Annotated in this window: 17 protein-coding genes; 3 read left to right on the forward strand and 14 right to left on the reverse strand. The window is 66.6% G+C overall.

Translation table 11 applies throughout. From position 1 onward, the window contains the following. Positions 1-2 precede the first annotated feature (2 nt). The 9 genes from speD to K7G82_RS09785 all read right to left on the reverse strand — a co-directional run bounded on the left by speD (position 3) and on the right by K7G82_RS09785 (position 8,042). Positions 3-383, reverse strand: a complete 381-nt coding sequence (gene speD, locus K7G82_RS09745; protein ID WP_222989648.1) for an adenosylmethionine decarboxylase — start codon at positions 381-383, stop codon at positions 3-5. Further along, complete coding sequence (locus K7G82_RS09750) at positions 380-1,999, reverse strand: NAD(P)-binding protein (RefSeq protein WP_222989649.1); 1,620 nt, start codon at positions 1,997-1,999, stop codon at positions 380-382. Before K7G82_RS09750 ends, speD begins: the two co-directional genes overlap by 4 nt. Further along, entirely contained in the window at positions 1,996-3,591 is a 1,596-nt protein-coding gene (locus K7G82_RS09755; RefSeq protein WP_222989650.1) for a polyamine aminopropyltransferase, read from the reverse strand. The genes K7G82_RS09750 and K7G82_RS09755 overlap by 4 nt, the downstream gene beginning before the upstream one ends. Continuing rightward, on the reverse strand, positions 3,584-3,796 hold the full coding sequence (locus K7G82_RS09760; RefSeq protein ID WP_222989651.1) for a DUF350 domain-containing protein: 213 nt from the start codon (positions 3,794-3,796) through the stop codon (positions 3,584-3,586). The genes K7G82_RS09755 and K7G82_RS09760 overlap by 8 nt, the downstream gene beginning before the upstream one ends. A gap of 10 nt (positions 3,797-3,806) precedes the next feature. Beyond that, positions 3,807-3,956, reverse strand: coding sequence for a hypothetical protein (locus tag K7G82_RS09765; RefSeq protein WP_222989652.1), 150 nt, complete (start codon positions 3,954-3,956; stop codon positions 3,807-3,809). Then, positions 3,953-5,278, reverse strand: a complete 1,326-nt coding sequence (locus tag K7G82_RS09770; RefSeq protein WP_222989653.1) for a DUF4178 domain-containing protein — start codon at positions 5,276-5,278, stop codon at positions 3,953-3,955. The genes K7G82_RS09765 and K7G82_RS09770 overlap by 4 nt, the downstream gene beginning before the upstream one ends. Beyond that, a complete protein-coding gene (locus K7G82_RS09775) occupies positions 5,275-5,946 on the reverse strand; it encodes a DUF4178 domain-containing protein (protein WP_222989654.1) in 672 nt (223 codons plus the stop codon). The genes K7G82_RS09770 and K7G82_RS09775 overlap by 4 nt, the downstream gene beginning before the upstream one ends. Before the next feature lie 7 nt (positions 5,947-5,953). Beyond that, entirely contained in the window at positions 5,954-6,949 is a 996-nt protein-coding gene (locus tag K7G82_RS09780; RefSeq protein ID WP_222989655.1) for an SPFH domain-containing protein, read from the reverse strand. 76 nt (positions 6,950-7,025) lie between these two features. Continuing rightward, positions 7,026-8,042 carry a M28 family peptidase gene (locus K7G82_RS09785; protein ID WP_222989656.1) on the reverse strand — a complete coding sequence of 339 codons (1,017 nt, stop codon included), beginning with the start codon at positions 8,040-8,042 and terminating at the stop codon, positions 7,026-7,028. Between the two features lie 170 nt (positions 8,043-8,212). Between K7G82_RS09785 and K7G82_RS09790 the strand changes: the two genes are divergently transcribed. Then, positions 8,213-9,925: a DEAD/DEAH box helicase gene (locus tag K7G82_RS09790; protein ID WP_222989657.1), complete on the forward strand. Its 1,713-nt coding sequence runs from the start codon at positions 8,213-8,215 to the stop codon at positions 9,923-9,925. A gap of 58 nt (positions 9,926-9,983) precedes the next feature. On the opposite strand, the gene K7G82_RS09795 is transcribed toward K7G82_RS09790, so the two are convergent. The 4 genes from K7G82_RS09795 to K7G82_RS09810 form a co-directional block, all read right to left on the reverse strand. Continuing rightward, positions 9,984-10,748 (reverse strand): class I SAM-dependent methyltransferase, encoded by a 765-nt coding sequence (locus tag K7G82_RS09795; RefSeq protein WP_222989658.1) that lies wholly within the window; start codon positions 10,746-10,748, stop codon positions 9,984-9,986. 164 nt (positions 10,749-10,912) lie between these two features. Continuing rightward, positions 10,913-11,494 carry a TehB family protein gene (locus tag K7G82_RS30190; RefSeq protein WP_343228554.1) on the reverse strand — a complete coding sequence of 194 codons (582 nt, stop codon included), beginning with the start codon at positions 11,492-11,494 and terminating at the stop codon, positions 10,913-10,915. A 24-nt stretch (positions 11,495-11,518) separates the two neighbouring features. Then, positions 11,519-11,917 (reverse strand): group III truncated hemoglobin, encoded by a 399-nt coding sequence (locus K7G82_RS09805; protein ID WP_222989659.1) that lies wholly within the window; start codon positions 11,915-11,917, stop codon positions 11,519-11,521. A 148-nt stretch (positions 11,918-12,065) separates the two neighbouring features. Next, the gene (locus K7G82_RS09810; RefSeq protein WP_222989660.1) at positions 12,066-12,497 is read right to left on the reverse strand and encodes a Ros/MucR family transcriptional regulator; all 432 of its coding nucleotides are present in this window, start codon (positions 12,495-12,497) and stop codon (positions 12,066-12,068) included. Between the two features lie 101 nt (positions 12,498-12,598). Between K7G82_RS09810 and K7G82_RS09815 the strand changes: the two genes are divergently transcribed. Further along, positions 12,599-12,805, forward strand: coding sequence for a DUF5818 domain-containing protein (locus tag K7G82_RS09815; RefSeq protein ID WP_222989661.1), 207 nt, complete (start codon positions 12,599-12,601; stop codon positions 12,803-12,805). Between the two features lie 63 nt (positions 12,806-12,868). Continuing rightward, positions 12,869-13,909 carry a DNA polymerase IV gene (gene dinB / locus K7G82_RS09820; protein ID WP_222990247.1) on the forward strand — a complete coding sequence of 347 codons (1,041 nt, stop codon included), beginning with the start codon at positions 12,869-12,871 and terminating at the stop codon, positions 13,907-13,909. Between the two features lie 99 nt (positions 13,910-14,008). Here the strand turns inward: dinB and K7G82_RS09825 are convergent, their stop codons facing one another. Continuing rightward, positions 14,009-15,226 carry a cytochrome P450 gene (locus K7G82_RS09825; protein WP_222989662.1) on the reverse strand — a complete coding sequence of 406 codons (1,218 nt, stop codon included), beginning with the start codon at positions 15,224-15,226 and terminating at the stop codon, positions 14,009-14,011. Positions 15,227-15,311: the final 85 nt, after the last annotated feature.

The following is a 15,311-nucleotide window of genomic DNA, read 5'->3' on the forward strand; positions in this document are numbered from 1 at the left end:
CTTCAGCCGGCAGGCGCCATCCCGTAGCCGCGGGCGATCGTGCGCTGCTCGACCCGCTCGGGCCGGAGCCGATCGACGATCGCGGCGAGCGCCGCGTCCAGATCGTGCCGGGTGCCGCACAGGAAGAAATCGAGCGCGGCGTAACCATGCTCCGGCCAGCTATGGATCGAGATATGCGATTCCGCGAGCAGCGCGACGCCGGTCACACCCTGGCCCGGGCCGAAGCCGTGCAGCCTGATCTCCAGCAAGGTCGCGCCGGCGCCGGCGACGGCCGCGCGCAAGGCTGTTTCGATCAGCGCGATGTCGTCGAGGCCGGTGCAGCCGTGCAGGTCCGCCAGCAAATGGCGGCCATCATAGGCTGGGCTGGGCATCGGCTGGGTCATAGCATCGTCTCATGGGTGTGGCCGGTGAAGCGCATCGCATCTTCCGCCGCCAGCACGCCGCGATAATGCGCTTCCTCGAACAGCGATAGCCCGCTCAGATCCGAATGCGCCAGGAAGAAGGGCGGGCGCGTCACCGCTGCCGCTTGCGGCGCGGCCTGCCAGATGAAGCCGGGGACGGGGCGGATCATCGCATGGCCCCAGCGCCACAGGTCGATACTGCGGATCGCGCCCTCCAGATCGGGATTGGTCGCCAGCAGGTCGTCGGCGACGATCCGGCGCCAGTGCTCGGCCGGACGCTCGACCAGCAGGCGGCGCGCGGCGGCGGGCTCCATGTTCGACAGCGGCAGATACCAGGTCAGCACCGTCTCCTTCCGGCGCGCGCCGATCGTCTGGTGTGTCGCGACGACATAGCCGAGCGCTTCGGACGTGGCGGAAACATTGTCCCAGGCCAGTTTCGCGCCACGCCCGGCGGGATGGCGGTCGACCGTGACATTGGCGATCAACCAGGGCGCATAGCCAAAGGCCCTGGCGGGCGCGGTCACATCGGGCGCGATCCGCGCCGCGACGAAATGCGGCATGGCGAGGATCGCGGCGGCGGCGCGCGTGCGGACGCTGGCGTTCCTGGCGACATCGAAACTGTCGATGACGACGCCGTCCGCGTCGCGCGCCGCGCGGAACACGATCCGGCCCGGCGCGATCCTGGGCGCGAAACGCGCAGCCATGGCGCGCGCCAGCCGGGCATTGCCCTCCGGCCAGGTCAGCACATTTTCTCCCGCGCCATCGGCCGCCCAGCCGCGTCGCCCCGCGAAATAATGGATGCCCGCCCAGGCGGAGACCTGTGCCGGCTCGCAGCCATAATCGTCGCGACAGCTATAGCGGAGATGCGCGCGCAGCACCGGCGATCGCCAGCCCTGCGCATCGAGCCAGTCGGCGAAACCGATCCGATCGAGCGCGAGCAGGTCCGCATCCCGCGAGCTATAGGCGATGGGCAGGGCGAAGGCGGGCTTGCCGTCGCTGCCGATCCGTTTCGAGAATGCGGCCATCGCCGCGCCGAACGCGGCGAGATCGGCCTCGTCGGTTTCGCTGAGCGCGCTGTGCGGCACCAGCCCTTCCTGCCAGCGGCCTTTCCAGAGCAGCCGTTCCTCCAGATCGGCGCAGAGCTGATAGGGGTCGTAGACCGGCGCGCCGTCCTTCTCGCCGGTGATCATGCCGAATTGGGTCAGCATCCGGCGCAGCGCGCCCGCCTCGCGATTGGCGACGGGCAGATAATGTGCGCCGAGCGGATAGGCGGAGACGGCATTGCGGCCGCCGCGCGCATTGCCGCCCACGTCGTCCTCGAGTTCGAGCAGGCGGAAATCGTCATGGCCGGCTTCCGCCAGCGCCCAGCCGGCCGCGAGCCCCGCGACGCCGCCGCCGGCGATGACGATGCCCGTGTGCTCCTCATGCGCGGGTTCGGGAAAACCGCCGTCGCGCAGGCGATGCCCGCGCGCCATGTCCGCGCCGCCCTCGGTGCCCTGGGGCGTGCCATCCCGCGTGACGCCCCAGCCGATCCCCGCCGCCGCGACGCCGGCGCCCGCGCCCGCGATCAGCGTGCGCCTGCTCGGGCGCCAGCTCATCCCTCGTACCGTGCCCATTCGGCCGCGAATTCGCGGACCAGCGCCTGGTTGTCGAGCCGGTTCACCGGCATCGGCCGTCGCGCCATGTCGGGCGGGAAATCGAACAGCCGTTCGGCGGTCTCGGCGGAGAGGAAGCGCGCGCCGGGCAGGATGCGCGCCTGTTGCGGCACCGCGCCATGCGCGGCGAGGATGAAGCCCCATTCGCCGAAGCTTGGCACATAGGCATGATAGGGTTTGGTCGAGAGGCCCGCCGCCTCGATCGTTGCCGCCACCGTCCAGAAGGCGCCGGGCGCGACGAGTGGTGAGGTGCTTTGCACCACCGCGACGCCGCCGGGTGCGAGCACGCGGGACAATTCGCGATAGAAGCTTTCGGTATAGAGCTTGCCGACCGAGAAGTCTGTCGGATCGGGGAAGTCGACGATGATCGCGTCGTAACGGCCGCGCGCCTCGCGCAGCCAGCGGAAGCCGTCAGCGTTGATCACGCGCAGTCGCGAATCGCTGAGCGAGCCGCGATTGAGCGCGACGAGCATGTCGCTTTGCGAGAACAGCTTGGTCATCTCCGGATCGAGATCGACCAGCGTGATGTGGCGCACATCGGGGTGCTTCAGCACCTCGCGCGCGGCGAGCCCGTCGCCGCCGCCCAGGATCAGCACGTCGCGCGGATGCGCCACGCGGCCGATCGCCGGATGCACCAGGGCTTCGTGATAGCGATATTCGTCGCGCGACGAGAATTGCAGATTGCCGTTGAGGAACAGGCGCAAATCGTCGCCGCTGCGCGTGAGCACGATCCGCTGGAAGGGGGTGGACAGCGCATAGATGACGGGTTCGCCATAGCCGGCGACTTCGGCCCAGCGCTGCAGCCGTTCGGCGACGACGAAGCCGCCCAGCAGCAGCATCGCGGCGACGATGCCCGCGATCTTCTCGGCCAGCATCGCCCGCTTCGCCGGCAGCATGAAGAGCACGGCCAGCGCCACCGCGACGTTGAGCAGGCCGAACAGGAAGCCGGTGCGGATCATGCCCAGCCAGGGCATCAGCACCAGCGGGAACAGCAGCGATGCCGCCAGCGCGCCGACATAATCGAAGGTCAGAACATTGGAGACCGTTTCGCTGAAGTCGAAACGGCCGCGCAGGATGCGCATCAGCAGCGGGATTTCCAGCCCGACGAAAAAGCCGATCGCGAGCACCAGCGCATAGAGCGCGACGCGGAAATGATCGAGCACCGGGAACAGCGTGAACAATGCCGCGGCGGACCAGCCGCCGAGCAGCGCGATCAGGATCTCGACGCGGACGAACAGGCGCAGTTCGTCGCGCTTCACATAGCGCGAGCACCAGCTGCCGATCCCCATCGCGAACAGATAGGTGCCGATGACGGTGGAGAATTGCGTGACGCTGTCGCCCAGCAGGTAGCTGGCGATCGTGCTGGCGAGCAGTTCATAGATCAGCCCGCAGGTGGCGACGACGAAGACGGAGACGAGCAGCGCCCCCGCGAAAGCCGATCCTTTGGGATATCGCTCGCCGGAGTCTGTTTCGGAAAGCGCGGTAGAGCGCTTTTCGGAGGCGGTACCGTTTTCCCCAACGGGGCTCTCAGCCATGGATGGCGGCGGCCACGATGATCGCGAGCCCGATCGCGACCGCGCCCGCGAACTGGGCGACGGCGCGGTTCTGCTTCTCGTTGATTTCCTGCCACAATTTGCCAGGCGTCAGCAGGTCGAGAATGACGAAGCCGACAACGAACACGGCGATGCCGATGCCCGCGTAAAGCAGGGTGTTGAGCAGGGCGGGGACCGTGGTGACCATCGCATTCCTCCTATTTGTGGTTGGGGCCGCCGGCATAGAAGCCGGCGCGGGTCGCGCGGCCGCCATCGGCAAAGGGCGAATATCCGGAAAAGGCGCTCATCAGGAACAGCGCGACGACACCGCAGCACCACAGGCCGTACAGGAAGCTGCCCTTGCTCATTCGTCGTCCTCGTCATCGTCGCTGTCGCTGGCGGCGAAGTCGCTTTCGTTCCGTCGCGCCGTTTCGAAGCTGGCATGGCGCCAGAGCAGGAAACCGATCGGCACGATCACGACGATCAGCGCGAGCCAGAAGTTCGACAGGAAGAAGCCGCCGGGCGCGATCCTGATATCGAGCGACACCGAGGGTTCGGATCCGCTCCAGCCGTCCGTCGCATAGGAGGATGACGATCCCGATCCGCTCCAGCGGCTCGCCGACGCGTCGACGACCAGATCATAGGTTCCTGCGGGCACGACCGCGAGCTTGGTGGTCTTGTCGCGGCTGCCTTCGCTCCAGGCGCCGTCCGAATCCCGGCCTGAATAATGTTCGACCAGGCCATAGGCCTCGTAACTCGCCTGGGTCTTGCGATCGACCAGCGCATAATCGATGTCGACCCACAGATTGTCGATGCCCGGCGCTTCGGCGCTGATCGTCACGGCCTGGCGCGGTCGCGGCAGCATGATCGGGCCGAAACTCTGGCTGATCGCCTCGCGACCCGGCGTCAGCGCCATGGTGAAGGCTTGCGGCTCGCCCTTGCGCCCGAACAGGATGATGATGAAAATCAGCGCCGCGAAGGTGATCAGCCCCAGCTTCAGGAAGCTCTTCAGGTTCGCGCCATAAGGGGAGGGCTGATGCGGCAGCGGCGGCCGTCCGCTGCCCGGCCAGGGCCGGGGCGGATCGACGCCGAAGGCGCGGATCTCCTTGGGCGAGAGCAGTTCGTTCAGCGTCCAGTTGCGTTCCGATTCATTGCCTTCGAACGACAGCATCGTGCCGGGGCGCACATAGTCCGCCGTCTGGACCTGTTCGCCCGCCGCGACCCGCCAGTAGAATTCGCCGAGCACATAATCGACCTGCGCGTCGCCGCGGAAGAAGGCGTCATAGGTCTCGCCGTTCACCGACAGCACGCCGTGCGAGACATAATCGGGCGTCGCCGTCAGCATCGTGCCGAAGCTCCAGCCGCGACCGTCGGTCGTCAGCCAGCGATAGCCATGATAGGGGTTGAACAGCAGATATTCTTCCCAGGGATAATATCCGCCCTCCGACCGGCCGAGATAGCCGATCGCTTCCCATTCGACGTCGCGCAGCGTGCCGCGTGTGCCCAGCGGGATGGCGAGCGCGCGGGCGGCCTCCTGATAGCGCTCGATGATGCGGACGTCGGGATTGGCGACGTCGAGCACGCTGCTGCAATATTGGCAGACGATGGTGACGCTGTAGCCGGCCGCGCGCATCTCGACGGTGCCGCCGCATGCGGGGCAGGTGATCGCGTTGATCGCGGGATCGCTCATGCGGCGAAGCTCGGGATCGTCCAGCCGTCGAGCGCGCGCAGGTCTTGCGGATGCAGTTCGGCGAGCGTCACATAGCGGCCGGTGTAGAGCGATGCTTCGGTGCCGTCATGCTGGAAGCTGGCGCAGGCGCCGGTGTTCGAACGGAAATCGACGCTCTTCACCTTCCAGCCGGCGGGCGCGGTGAACGGCAGTTCCCCTTCGCACGCGATGCAGACCGCGTCCTTGATGTCGGCGACCTGATAGTCGATCCCGTCGATCATGGCCTTGTCGCCGATCGTCGCGTCGCCGCCCTTGGCCAGGCGGGAGACGACGCGGGCGAGCGATCCCTCCAGCGGCTTTTCGAACAGCAGCATGAACTGCCCCATCGCCTCGCCAAGCCAGGCGTCGCGCCCATCGGCGAACAGCAGCAGCCATTCGTTCCACGCCCCGTCGCTCCAGCCCCAGCGGACGCGGCCGATCACGTCGAAACCCTGCCCGTCGAAACGGCCGCGCGTGCCGATCCGGATCGGGCTGACGTCGAACGGCAGCACCGCCATTTCGCCGGCGGCGCGCACGCCATCGTCGATGCGGGTGACGGCGGTGCGGCAATAGTCGCACACCTTCACCGGCAGCGCCGGCGAACGGAACACGACCTCCGCGCCGCAATTCGGGCAGTTGACGCTCAGCATCGCCGCGTCAGCGGATCCGGCCCAGCAACTCCGCCTTTTTCGCGTCGAACTCCGCCTGGGTGATCGCGCCGATGGTCAGCAGCTTGTGCAGCTTTTCGACCAGCGCGAACGGATCCTCGGCGGGAGCCGCCGGTGCTGCTGGCTGTGCAGTGGCGCCGAGTGCGCCCGCCATGGTCTGGCCGAGCGCGAGGCCGGCCGCGGCGCCTGCGCCGATACCGGCCAGGCCGCCGGATTGCGCTGCCGCGGTTTCCAGCGCTTCGGCCGCCTGGAATTTGGCATAGCGATCGAGATCGCCGAGCACGCGCATCGAACTGCCCTTGTCGAGATGTTTCTGCACCTCTTCGGGCAAGGACAGGCTTTCGACGAAGAAGCTGCCGACTTTCAGGCCCCATTGTTCAAATGCGGGCGTCACTGCCGTCTTGAGCGCGTCGGAAAATGCGGCCTGGTTGGCGGCGAGGTCGAGGAATGGCTTGCCGCTGCCGCCCAGGCCGGTCGCGATCGCCGTGGCGATGGCCGCGCGCAGCTGCGGCTCGACATCGGCGGTGGTCAGGCGCTCGAGTGTCCCGACCAGCTTGTGCAAAAAGGCCGGCACCGCATCGACGCTGAAGGAATAGTTGCCGAAAGCGCGGATGCGCAACGGGCCAAGTTCGGGGTCGCGCAAGGTCACCGGCTGGGCGGTGCCCCATTTCAGATTGATCTGTTCCCTGAGCGAGAAGAAGTAAACATCGGACTTGAATGGTGAATCGAATGCCTTGTCCCAATTGGCGAGCGAAGTCAGGACCGGGAGTGTCGCGGTGGTCAGCTTGTACAGGCCAGGGCCGAACGTGTCCGCGATCTTGCCTTCATTGTAGAAGACGGCGACCTGGCCCTCGCGCACCGTCAGTTGCGCGCCGTTCTGGATCTCGCGGTCCTGCATCGGATAGCGCCAGGCAAGCAGGCCCGGTTCATCCATCCAGTCGATGACGTCGACGAACTGTTTCGACAGAAAATCAAGCACGCCCATGCCACTGTTCCCCTCTAGGTCCGCCATGGATCATAGAGCCGCGCGGCGCGCAGAAAAGGGGAAACCGTCGTATCTCTCAAGGCGTCGTCGCTATGCGCCTGATCACCTGCTCCAGGCCGGAGGTCACGCGGGCGAGCCGCTGATAATCGAGCTTGTCGGGCGTATCGGCGGTGGTGTGATAATAGGGATAGCGGAACGGCGCGGTGTCGGTGACCATCAGCGCCGGCGCGCCGATCTGCGCGAAGGACCAATGGTCCGACCAGTCGATCCCCTGGACGATGCCGGGGGCGGTGCCGCCTTCGCTCGGGAACTGCGCTGTTTCACGAAACAGGCGGACCGTTTCCCGCACGAAGCCGCGCGACGACACAAGCCCGACAAAGGCGACGAAATCCCCCCTGGCCGGATATAGCAGGTCGAGCGGTGGCGGATAATGCTGGCTGCGATCTCGATCGCTGTAGAAGCCCAGCGTTTCGAGCGAGATCATGCCCCGGATCCGTTCACCCGAGCTTTGCAGGCGCCGGGCATAGACAAGGCTGCCCATATGATTGCCCTTGAAATAGGGCGGTTCCTCATTGACGAACAGCACCAGCCGGATGCGAAGCGCCGCCTTCCCCTGAAGGTCGGACAGGTTTCGCGCGAGCTCGATCACGGCTGCGCTGCCCGATCCATTGTCGTTGGCGCCGGGCGCGTCGCGATGGCTGTCGTAATGCGCGCCGATCACGAGCGTTTCGGCATCGGGCCTGGCGGGCGCGATCACCACTTCGATGTTGCGGGCTGTGCGCCCGCGAACGGCGAAGGGCTGGCGGTGCACGGCATGGCCCTGCGCGGCGAGCGTCGCCTCGATATGGCGGGCGACGCGCTCGAGCTCGGCGGGGTGGGCAAGATTGTGCGGCCGTGCGCCGATCGCCTGCACATGCCCGCGAAGCCGTTCGGCGAGAGCCTCTTGCGCGGATGTCAGCGGCGGCAAGGGCGCGCGATATGATTGGCCGGGGACCGCGGTTGCCCGGAATATGCCGGCGACGGGCAGGGTGAAGACCAGCAGGATCGCAACCAGGATCGCGCCCTTGATCCAGCGATCGTCGATCCTCTCCATTGCTCCCCCATCGCCGCTTCCGGACACTTCTATCGCTTTCGATCGGTCGAGGCCATTGTCGAGGCGGACCGGGCACGCTAAGGGCGCAGTCGCCGAGAGCTCAGCGGAGCCCGATTTGCGGCATTGGTGACGACGCGGGCCATAGCATTACCGCGCGAGCATGAGAGACCATGAGCTTCGACACTCTTCCAGCACTCCTTTCGGAGGCGCTTACCGCCCGTGGCTATGCCGCGCCCACGCCCGTCCAGGCCGCCGTGCTCGAACCCGAGGCGGACGGGCGCGACCTGATCGTCTCCGCGCAGACCGGATCGGGCAAGACCGTCGCATTCGGCCTCGCCATGGCGCCGCAGATGCTGACCGAGGAGGGCAGGGCGCCGCCGGCCGGCGCGCCGCGCGCGCTGATCATCGCGCCGACGCGCGAACTGGCGCTGCAGGTCAGCCGGGAGCTGATCTGGCTCTATGGCAAGGCCGGCGCATGGATCGCCACCTGTGTCGGCGGCATGGACGCGTCGAAGGAACGCCGCAACCTGGCGCAGGGCGCGCATATCGTGGTCGGCACGCCGGGCCGCCTGCGCGACCATCTGGAACGTGGTGCGCTCGACCTGTCCGCGATCTCGGTCGCCGTGCTCGACGAGGCGGACGAGATGCTCGACATGGGGTTCCGCGAGGATCTGGAGGAACTTCTCGACGCGACACCGGAAACGCGCCGGACCCTGCTGTTCTCTGCCACCATGCCCAAGCCGATCGTGGCGCTGGCGCGGCGCTACCAGCGCGACGCGCTGCGCATCTCCACCGTCGGCACCGATCGCGGCCATGGCGATATCAGCTATCAGGCGATGGCGGTCGCGCCGTCGGACATCGAGAATGTCGTCGTCAACCTGCTGCGCTATCACGAGGCGGAAACGGCGATGCTGTTCTGCGCGACGCGCGACAATGTCCGCCATCTCCACGCCAGCCTGATCGAACGCGGTTTCGCCGCCGTCGCATTGTCCGGCGAGCATAGCCAGAGCGAGCGCAATCATGCGCTGCAGGCGTTGCGCGATCGCCGCGCGCGCGTTTGCGTCGCGACCGACGTGGCCGCGCGCGGCATCGACCTGCCGACGCTGTCTCTCGTCATCCATGTCGAGATTCCGCGTGACGCCGAAACGCTGCAGCACCGCTCGGGCCGGACCGGGCGTGCGGGCAAGAAGGGCACCGCGATCCTGATCGTGCCCTATCCGCGCCGCCGCCGCGTCGATTCGATGCTGCGCGGCGCGCGGATCGAGGCGGAATGGACGAACCCGCCGACCGCCGCGGACATCCGCACGGCGGATCGCCAGCGGCTGCTCGATCTGCTGCTCCAGCCCGTCGAAGCCGATGACGAGGATCGCGAAGTGGCGTTGAAGCTGCTCGCCGAGCGTTCGCCCGAGGAGATCGCCACCGCGCTGGTGCGCGTCCATCGCGCGCGCATGCCCCAGCCCGAGGAACTGGTGGAGGCGAGCGCGGGGCCGCCCAAATCGGAAGGGCCGCGTCCGGGTTTCGAGGATACGGTGTGGTTCCGCATGGATGTCGGCCGCCGCCAGAATGCCGATGCGCGCTGGCTGCTGCCTTTGCTGTGCCGGCGTGGGCACATCACGCGCAGCGAGGTGGGCGCGATCCGCATCGCCGCCAACGAGACGATGGTCGAGGTGCAGCGCGCCGTCGCCGCGCGGTTCGCCGATGCGGTCAAGCGGACCGCCGGCAGTGACGAAGACGGCGCCAGCGTGCGCATCGAGCCCATGCATGGCAGCCCGCGCGAAGCCGCCAAGCGCAACCGGGCCGGCCCCGCGCCGGTGCGCCACGCGCCCAAGCCGTTCCGCAAGGGGCCGGGCCACAAGCCGAAAGGTCATCGGCCGGGGCGTTGAGGCGAACGCCTCTCCCGTCGCTCCAGCGAAAGCCGGGGCGACGGCAAGAATGCACCCGTTATCTCGGCTTGCGGAACCGGTAGAGGAACCGGTCGGTCTTGCCGCGCACGGCCGGATCGAACACCAGCTTGCCATGATCGTCGGCGGGATTGGCGAGCAGTGGGCTTTCCGCTTCGAGCACGAAGCCGGCCGCCTTGAAATCGGCCTTCACCGTCGCCGGATCGATGCGGTGGAGCTTGTCGACGACCGCGCGGGTATCGCCCGCTGGGCCGACATGATCGATGATGCCCACCACCCCGCCCGGCTTGGTCGCGGCATAGAGCGTCTTGAGGAACGCCGCCGGATCGGTGCGCGGAATCTTGTATTTCTCCGATTCCCAATAGAGATCGTGATAGCTGAGATTGATGATCACGAAATCGAAGCTGCCGGGCTTCGAGGCGAACGACTCGAACGGATAGCGGACGAAATTCACATCGGGCCGGCGGGCGACCAGCGCGTCCCATTTCTTGATCTCGTCCGGCGCGGTGTAGAATTGATTGGGTTCAAAGGCGGTCACCTTGCCTTTCGGGCCGACCGCATTGGCGATGATCTCCGCCCAATAGCCCGATCCCGTCATGATGTCGGCGGCGGACATGCCTTGCTTCAAGCCGAGAAAGGCGAGCGTTTCGGCGGGTTTTCGGCTCGTGTCGAGTGCGATCGCCTCCGCCGGCCGGCCGGCCCTGGCGACGGCGGCTGCCAGGTCGGGCTTGGCGGGGGCGGCGGATACCGGAACGGAAAGCCAGGCGGCCGCGCCGACGAGCGCGGTCAGGATGAAGCGACGCATGTCAGATCCCCTTGATTGCGTATTCCACCGTTTGCTGTCGTATCGTTCTTGCGGATAACCGGTTTCCGCTTTCCCGCACGATGCTTCGGGATCATGCGCCCGCGCAGGCGGCGGCTCAATCCGCGCGGCCGACGGTGGTCGAACCGCGCGCGAGGTTCATCGAATCAGTCCGCCGCCGCGCGCAGGAATTCGACATGGAAGGCGACGGCGCCGATCGGCTCGACATGGTGGCGGATCGAGGGTTCGACGATCCCGGGCGCGCGATCGGGGGTCAGGATGATATCGGCTGGCATCCGCCGCGGATCGGTGATCGTATAACGCAGCTTGCCGCTGGCCACGTGGATCAGTCCCCAGGTGCCGGGCTTGGTGTCGTGATCGGCCAGCAGCGCCGGCGGCACGCTGGTTTCGGAGAAATCGGGCGTGCGGCGATAGGGTAGAAGGCCGTCCGGAAGCGCGTCCGGATTGGTGGCTCGCGCGGGCGATCCGGCGGATGTCGCGCGCGTCACCTGCTCGTCATGGCCGCTCTTGTCGCTGAAGAAGGCGGCGGCGAACAGGCCGCATCCCAGCAGCACGGACACGAAGACGCCGCCGATCGTCGCCACGACCATGTGGACGGTCAGCGGGCCGAACAGCGACAGATACCAGAGCGCCCCCACGGTCATGACGATGCCGGCGATGCCGATCAGCTTCATCATCCGGCGGAAATCGGCACGGGCGCTGTCGCGGCTGGTCGATGCGGTCGTCATGGCAGGATCCCTTTCGATAGGCAATCAGGCGGTTGCCTGTCGTGCGGGCGGGTCGAGACGAAAGAACAGGGCGAGTTGCAGGCTCTCCGCGATGCGCGCGGCCTTGGCCTGCAGCGCCGCTGCATCATCGTGCGGCATGTGCCTGTCGGTGATCTCGGCCCAGAGCGTCAGCCATCGTCCGAACATCTCCGGCGTGATCGTATCGCGATGCGCGAGATGAGCGCGCATCGGATTACCCTTGTAGCGTCCGCTGGCGAGCATGACCGACGACCAGAAAGCAGTCAGCGTTTCGAGATGCGCCGGCCAGTCGTGTACCACGCCATCGAACACCGGCCCGAGCACGGGATCCAGCCTGACCCGATCGTAGAAAAGCGGGATCAGCCGGCCCAGTGCCTCTTCATCGATCTCGGATGTTGCGATCATCATCGGCTCACTAAACATGCTGCTAAAATGCATGTATAGGGCGGGCTTTAAAGATGCAAGAAAAATACATCTATCGGGCGTGAGGGAGATGATGCGAGATGCGCCTGGCCACGCTGGTTACGCGTCGGGGCCGCGTGTGGCCCCCCGGTCAGCGACTCTTCTTGCGCGTCGGCTTCTTTTCGGGGCGCTTGCCCAGGCCGATGGCGAGCGCGAGATTGCGGCGCTGCTCGGCATAATTGGGGGCGACCATCGGATAGTCGGCGGGAAGGCCCCAGCGCGCGCGATATTGTTCGGGCGTCAGATTGTGATGCGTCATCAGATGGCGCTTGAGCGTTCGCATCTTCAACCCATCCTCGAGGCAGACGAGATGGTCGGGCTTGAGCGAGGCGCGGATCGAGACCTTGGGCGTCGGCGGCTCTTCCTCGACCGGGGCGGGCGGGCTCGCAAGGCCGGCCAGCGCATCATGGACGTTCGCGATCACCATCGCCAGATCGGAGACCGCGACCTTGTTGTTCGACACATGTGCGGCGACGATATCCGCGGTCAGAACGAGCAGCTTTTCGTCGCGTTCGTCGGCCATCGAAACTTCCTCCAAAATGGAGGTAAATTCGATACCCAGCTTCGGCGACAATGCAAGCTTTTGGACTAGCGGGATCGCGATCCAGGCCATAGAGCGGCCGCATGGCGGGCATCGGCACCAGGATCGACGAATTGGGAACACTCCTGCGCGAGGGTGCGGGCTTTGTGTTGCGGCGCGATCTGGGCGGACGCTGGATGCTCGATATGCACCGTGTTCCCGTTGACCATGTGGAGAAGCGCGTCCGCGTCACCGGCGTGGTCGTGGCCGACGGACTCGTCGATGTCGATGGCGTGACCGCCGAGGCGTAGAACCGGCGACCGCTTGCTCCTAAAGTGCGAACGGTGGCCGAACGTAAGATCATTCATATCGACATGGACGCCTTTTTCGCGTCGGTGGAGCAGCGTGACGATCCGTCGTTGCGCGGCCGGCCGCTCGCGGTGGGAAGCGCCGGCGGGCGCGGCGTGGTCGCCGCCGCGAGTTACGAGGCGCGCAAGTTCGGCGTCCGGTCGGCGATGCCCTCGGTCACCGCGATCCGCCGCTGTCCCGAACTGACCTTCGTGCCGCCGCGTTTCGACGTCTATCGCGCGGTCTCGCACCAGGTGCGTGCGATCTTCGCCGATTATACCGATCTGATCGAGCCATTGTCGCTCGATGAAGCCTATCTCGACGTTACCGAGGATCGCCGTCGGCTGGGATCGGCGACCGCGACGGCGGAGGAGATCCGCCATCGTATTCGGGAGGAGACGCGCCTGACTGCCTCGGCCGGTGTCTCGTACAACAAGTTCGTCGCCAAGCTCGCGTCCGACCAGAACAAGCCCGATGGACTGTGCGTGATCACGCCGGAAATGGGGCCGGCCTTCGTCGCGGCGCTTCCCGTCAGCCGCTTTCGGGGCGTTGGGCCGGTCACGGCGAAGAAGATGGAACGACTGGGCATCCGCACCGGCGCGGATCTGCGCGATTGCGGGCTCGATTTCCTCGTTCGCCATTTCGGCGGCAGCGCCGAATATTTCCATCTCGCCGCGCAGGGCATCGACAATCGCGCGGTGATGCCCGATCGCCCGCTCAAATCGGTGGGCGCGGAAACCACCTTCGCCGACGATCTGATGGATGTGCCCGCCGTCCAGGCCGCGCTCGGCGAGATTCTGGATTCGTTGATGCGCCGGGTGGAGCGGTCGGGCGCGCGGGGCCGGACGGTGACGCTGAAAGTCCGCTATGCCGATTTCCGGTCGATGACGCGTTCGCGCACCCTGACCGGCGCGACCGGGAATGCGGAGATGATCGAGGCGCTGGCCCGCGGATTGGTCGACGATCTGCCCGCGATCCTGCCGGGTATCCGGTTGCTCGGCGTCACCCTCTCCAACATCGTCGAGGAGGATGAGGACGGGCCCGTCCAGCCGGCGCTGCCGCTGTGATATGACCCCTGGAGCGCTTCCGCCATGAGCGGAACGCTCTGGTCTTTCGTTGTCGCATTTTCCGAGCCGTCGACCGTAAACGGTCAACTCGAAAATGCTCTAGGCCGGAACCAGCTCCATCGGCAGGCTCGACCAGCTTCTGATCGTGTTGTTGTAATGACGGACGGGTTCGCCGGCGAGCAGGATGCGGCGCGCCCGGCGGGCGAGCGCGGTCAGCACCGCTTCCCCCTCCATCCTGGCGAGGAGCCGGCCGACACAGCCATGGATGCCGGCGCCGAAGCCGACATGATGGGTGATGCGCCGGCCGATATCATAGCGATCGGGCGCGTCCCAGGCATGGGAATCGCGATTGGCGGCGCCGAGGAACATCAGGATCTTGTCGCCCGCGCGCACCGGCAGGCCGCCGAGTTCGGCGGGGCGCGTGACGGTCCGGAAAAAGGTCTGGACGGGGGATTCGAAGCGCACCGCTTCCTCGAACGCGTTCTTCGCCAGATCGGGGCTGGCGCGCAGCCGATCGAATTCGGCGGGGAACCGTGCGAGCGCGTGCAGCGCCGCCGCGAGCGAATTGATCGTCGTGTCGAGCCCCGCCTGAAGCAGCGCGCGGACCAGCATCGGCGCATCGCCATGGCCGATCTCGCCCCGGTCGGCCGCTTCATGGACCATCATGCCGAGCCCGCCCGGGGCCAACCGCTCGCGATGCCCTTGCGCCTCGATCCATTCGAAATTGACCTTCGCGGTCGATGCCTGGAACAGCGCATTGCGCGGGCCGAACGAATTGAACAGCGCATCGGCATGGGGAAGCAGCTTTTCCCGATTTTCCGCGCCCATGCCGACGGCATCGGGAAACACGCGCAGCGGATAGGCGCGGGCGAGGTCCGCAATCCCGTCGAAGCGTCGATGCTCGATCAGTTCGGCGATCATGGTGTCCGCCGCCGCGAAAAATCGTTCGCGAAGGTCCGCCAGCACGGCTGGAGACAGTACGCGATTGAGCACGCGGCGAGCCGCGTCATGCTCGGGCGGATCGACCTCCAGGATCAGGCTGCGCAACCGGAACCGGCCATGCCGCTCGAAATCCTCCATGCCTACGCCGCGCGACGAGCAATAGGTACGCCAGTCCGCCAGCACCGCGCGGACGCTGTCGTGGCGCGCGACCGCGCCGACGCCGTAGCGGGACAGCCAGAAATACGGCCCCGCGTCGCGCATCGCCTGCTGCGCCGGATAGGGATCGTTGAAATAGCCGGTCTCGAAGGGATCGATATCGAGCACCGGCACGCCGGGCGGCGGATCATCGTCATAGATCGCATAAGGGGATCGCATCGCATTCGCCTCCTATGTTCATATTGATAAGTCAATATGAAGTGTCAATATGCGATCGCGATTTGGCAGGCGGCGGGCTTGTTGT

The organism is Sphingomonas colocasiae (assembly GCF_019880585.1).
GTDB lineage: Bacteria > Pseudomonadota > Alphaproteobacteria > Sphingomonadales > Sphingomonadaceae > Sphingobium_A > Sphingobium_A colocasiae.

What these genes read in the sequence shown, in the direction of transcription:
- speD (WP_222989648.1), bottom strand. Translation starts at nt 383, where the DNA reads ATGACCCAGCCGATGCCCAGCCCAGCCTATGATGGCCGCCATTTGCTG.
- K7G82_RS09750 (WP_222989649.1), bottom strand. Translation starts at nt 1,999, where the DNA reads ATGAGCTGGCGCCCGAGCAGGCGCACGCTGATCGCGGGCGCGGGCGCC.
- K7G82_RS09755 (WP_222989650.1), bottom strand. Translation starts at nt 3,591, where the DNA reads ATGGCTGAGAGCCCCGTTGGGGAAAACGGTACCGCCTCCGAAAAGCGC.
- K7G82_RS09760 (WP_222989651.1), bottom strand. Translation starts at nt 3,796, where the DNA reads ATGGTCACCACGGTCCCCGCCCTGCTCAACACCCTGCTTTACGCGGGC.
- K7G82_RS09765 (WP_222989652.1), bottom strand. Translation starts at nt 3,956, where the DNA reads ATGAGCAAGGGCAGCTTCCTGTACGGCCTGTGGTGCTGCGGTGTCGTC.
- K7G82_RS09770 (WP_222989653.1), bottom strand. Translation starts at nt 5,278, where the DNA reads ATGAGCGATCCCGCGATCAACGCGATCACCTGCCCCGCATGCGGCGGC.
- K7G82_RS09775 (WP_222989654.1), bottom strand. Translation starts at nt 5,946, where the DNA reads ATGCTGAGCGTCAACTGCCCGAATTGCGGCGCGGAGGTCGTGTTCCGT.
- K7G82_RS09780 (WP_222989655.1), bottom strand. Translation starts at nt 6,949, where the DNA reads ATGGGCGTGCTTGATTTTCTGTCGAAACAGTTCGTCGACGTCATCGAC.
- K7G82_RS09785 (WP_222989656.1), bottom strand. Translation starts at nt 8,042, where the DNA reads ATGGAGAGGATCGACGATCGCTGGATCAAGGGCGCGATCCTGGTTGCG.
- K7G82_RS09790 (WP_222989657.1), top strand. Translation starts at nt 8,213, where the DNA reads ATGAGCTTCGACACTCTTCCAGCACTCCTTTCGGAGGCGCTTACCGCC.
- K7G82_RS09795 (WP_222989658.1), bottom strand. Translation starts at nt 10,748, where the DNA reads ATGCGTCGCTTCATCCTGACCGCGCTCGTCGGCGCGGCCGCCTGGCTT.
- K7G82_RS30190 (WP_343228554.1), bottom strand. Translation starts at nt 11,494, where the DNA reads ATGACGACCGCATCGACCAGCCGCGACAGCGCCCGTGCCGATTTCCGC.
- K7G82_RS09805 (WP_222989659.1), bottom strand. Translation starts at nt 11,917, where the DNA reads ATGATCGCAACATCCGAGATCGATGAAGAGGCACTGGGCCGGCTGATC.
- K7G82_RS09810 (WP_222989660.1), bottom strand. Translation starts at nt 12,497, where the DNA reads ATGGCCGACGAACGCGACGAAAAGCTGCTCGTTCTGACCGCGGATATC.
- K7G82_RS09815 (WP_222989661.1), top strand. Translation starts at nt 12,599, where the DNA reads ATGGCGGGCATCGGCACCAGGATCGACGAATTGGGAACACTCCTGCGC.
- dinB (WP_222990247.1), top strand. Translation starts at nt 12,869, where the DNA reads ATGGACGCCTTTTTCGCGTCGGTGGAGCAGCGTGACGATCCGTCGTTG.
- K7G82_RS09825 (WP_222989662.1), bottom strand. Translation starts at nt 15,226, where the DNA reads ATGCGATCCCCTTATGCGATCTATGACGATGATCCGCCGCCCGGCGTG.